1 protein-coding gene and 1 pseudogene are annotated in these 2,197 nt (G+C 42.4%); both read right to left on the bottom strand.

Annotated elements, in window-relative coordinates; translation table 11 throughout:
* Positions 1-265: YdcP family protein (locus LJD34_RS15795; RefSeq protein ID WP_227352318.1), on the bottom strand; the 265-nt coding region annotated here is incomplete at its 3' end.
* Between the two features lie 238 nt (positions 266-503).
* A pseudogene (locus LJD34_RS15790) lies at positions 504-2,197 on the bottom strand (SrtB-anchored collagen-binding adhesin); the annotation flags it as partial.

Raw genomic sequence — 2,197 nt, 5'->3', positions numbered from 1 at the left:
CCCCGATTGCGTAACCTCTGCCGTATAACTTCGGATTGACAAGTTTTACTTTCTGCTCATACTTGAAATGCTTTTCGCCAGCCTGCACGGGAATTTCTACCACAACATTTTCCCCTCTCTGCACATCTGAATAAAGGTTGTAGCTTCTTCTTGCGAAAAATCTACGGTTATCTTTATCTCTATCAAAAACATGGTCGCTTTCGCCTGCAAATTCAAGAGTTCCAAAAGACTGTGCCATATCTGGCACGACATATTTCATTTCCATATTGTTTTACCTCGTTTCTTTCTATTTTTGATAAATTTTTTGATTGTAATTTCTTATTCTGGCGGTTTGGGAAGTACCAGCAAGCCCACAGATAGTAAAGGGTAAAATAAATGCTTACGCACCCTTGACTATCCGTGTTCTTGCAGGTTGTTGGCAGACAAGCCAGAATAAGCGGAAGTCTGCCGTTTGACAGCTTCGGCGGAGAGCGTGATTTTCCTTTTCTCATACCGTTACCACCTTATGATTTCTTTGTTTGACGGCGTTTGTAGAAGAAGATACCTGTCAGTCCAGCACCAGAAGTCAAAAGAAGTGCAAGCAGTCCATAAAGGTTAGTGTTATCGCCCGTTTTGGGACTGTCGCTAGGTCTACTAGGCTTTTCTGTTGTCTGTGGTGTTTCGGGTTTCTCTGGGACTTCGGGTTTTTCCTTAAAGGTAATCGTCTGTCCCTCGTCCTCAATGTCCTTATGCTCGGTAACTTTCTTCGGCTCGTCTGGATTGCTTAAATCGTACAATTCTTCAAAAGTTACAAGCTGTTTACCGTCAAGAGAAGTAGCGTCAAATGTAAAGGCAACTTCCACTTTCATAGTTTCGCTGTCTGCGGTAAAGGTGTAATCACTTTCCACACGTTTTCCATTGATAAGAAGCTCTGCATTTCCTTCTTTCAACATCTGCCAGCCCACAAGTTTGTACTGTGTACCGACTTCTAAGCCCTCTAAGGTTACGGAATCAATGATTGTTACCTCTTTTCCAGCTTCAAGCTCTTTGTTGCCGTCCTTATCGGTAGCAGTCGTATGAATTTTGATGATACGCTCTGTGATAAGTACCGTCTGTCCGTCGTCTTCAATGTCTTTATGTTCCGCAACTTTTACGGGTTCTTCTGGATTGCTCAAATCGTATAATTCCTCGAATGTTACCAGATTTTTACCGCCAAGCTCGGACGCATTGAATGTATAAGTAATTTCCACTTTCATAGCTTCATCATCGGCGATAAAGGTATAGTCATTTTCTACACGCTTTCCATTGATAAGAAGCTCGGTGTTTTCTTCCTTTAACATCTGCCAGCCTTTGAGCTGATATTTTGTGCCTTTTGTAAGTCCGTCTAATTTGACGGTATCAACGATTGTTACCTCTTTTCCTGCAAGGATTGTCTTTTCGCCGTCCTTACTGGTCGCTGTGGTATGGATAGAGATTTCTTTTTCGTATTCATCAGTCAAAGTACCTAAATCAATCACAAGGTTATTTCTTGATACCACGATTTCAAAAGGTGGGATAAGCTCAAAGCCTTTGTTACTATCGCAACGCATTTCTTCAATGATGTAGGTATCATAAGGCAACGCCCCTTTGCTGTCGTCTGGTTCAAAAGTTCCAAACCACACGCCGTCCTCGCTGGTCTTTCCTGCGTTGGTATTATGCTTATGAGAAGCCCAGTCAGAAGAAGTGGAGAATTGCCCGTTATCATCAGTTACCACAACATGACTTTCGCCCGTTGTCTTGCTTGTGATCCTAAAGGGAACATCAGCAAGACGCTTGTGTGTGCCTGCTCCGATTTTTACGCCCTCAATATCTCCACGCTTAATCTGATTGTAGATAGAATGGGCTTCGTCGGTTAAATCAACGATTTTTCCATTCTCTGTGATTGCAAAATCAATCGGTTTTTCACCGTCTGTCAAATATCCGTTTGGAGCTTCACTCTCAACGATACGGAATTTTCCATAAGGTAAAAGGTCAGCAGACGTAGAAGCGACACCCTCAATGTCTGTATGGATTGTCTTTACCACTTCATTTTTCTTGTATAGCTTGCCCTCAACCAGTACCGCATTATCATTTAAGGAAATGATGTCAAAGGCAGTATCTTTCAAAGTGGCACTTCCTTGTGGTTTTGTATCGCCCGTTTCTAAATCTCGTTTCTGAATTTTCACACCGCCACGGATAA

It is taken from the genome of Faecalibacillus sp. MSK20_93 (assembly GCF_020589945.1).
In the GTDB taxonomy this organism is placed as follows: Bacteria; Bacillota_I; Bacilli_A; order Erysipelotrichales; family Coprobacillaceae; genus Faecalibacillus; species Faecalibacillus intestinalis.
Note: the sequence above shows the minus strand (reverse complement) of the source record. Positions and strands in the feature narration are given on the sequence as shown.